The organism is Herbiconiux daphne (assembly GCF_024979295.1).
GTDB lineage: Bacteria > Actinomycetota > Actinomycetes > Actinomycetales > Microbacteriaceae > Herbiconiux > Herbiconiux daphnes.
Genome location: NZ_JANLCJ010000340.1, coordinates 1 through 752, shown reverse-complemented (window position 1 = coordinate 752; position 752 = coordinate 1). Strand labels below are relative to the sequence as shown.

General features: G+C 39.4%; 2 protein-coding genes. Both read left to right on the top strand.

Translation table 11 applies throughout. The features are described from left to right. Positions 1–235: hypothetical protein (locus N1032_RS25105; RefSeq protein ID WP_259543290.1), on the top strand; the 235-nt coding region annotated here is incomplete at its 5' end. After that, positions 213–668, top strand: coding sequence for a ferritin-like domain-containing protein (locus N1032_RS25100; protein WP_259543289.1), 456 nt, complete (start codon positions 213–215; stop codon positions 666–668). The genes N1032_RS25105 and N1032_RS25100, both read left to right, overlap by 23 nt. Positions 669–752 lie beyond the last annotated feature (84 nt).

The window sequence follows — 752 nt, the reverse complement described above, 5'->3', positions numbered from 1 at the left end:
GTTCGAGAGGAACCGAATTCTGATGAGTGATTTGACTCATTCCACCGTACCGGTAGGTGGTCAAAATAAATCCGGTCGTGACCCTTTGGGGTCAGCTCGTCCTAGTGGACGCGACTTTCTAGAAGAGGAAAGGCTTCGTCTTCTATCTAAACCAAAGACAGAACAACGACAAGTGTTACTGTCCATGATTGATTCTTTACTGAGGAGAACTCATGTTACTGAAACAACCAGCTAAAGTTTCGAATACTGCTAAGCTACAAGCTGTGGTCAGTAACTTGGAACTTCTGTATATTAAAGCTAAAGATTTCCACTGGAACACGAAAGGTGTTTATTTTCGTCAACATCATAAAATGTATGATGAAATTCAAGAAGTAGCACTTGATTGGGCTGATACTTTTGCTGAGCGTATGCGTTCACTAGATATGCCTGTAGTTGCTACAGCAAAACAATATATTAATGATGCTTGGTATCCAGAAGCAGAACGTGCTATGGTTGCTGAAGAAATGCTGAAAGATATGAAACTAACACTAACTTGCATCTCTAAGAACGTTCAAGAGCTTATTGCTGATGTTGGTATTGATGCTGTTACTCAGAATAAACTTCAAGATTTATGTGCTGACATTGACAAGCAATACTACTTTGTTAATTCAAGTATGGAGGTGAAGTAATGCCATTAAAATCAGGTAGTAGTCCTACTGCTATTAGTTCAAACATTCGTACTGAAATGGCTGCTGGTAAACCACGTAATCAAG

Excerpts from the sequence above, each read along its gene's own strand:
- N1032_RS25100 (WP_259543289.1), top strand. The coding sequence starts at position 213 with ATGTTACTGAAACAACCAGCTAAAGTTTCGAATACTGCTAAGCTACAA.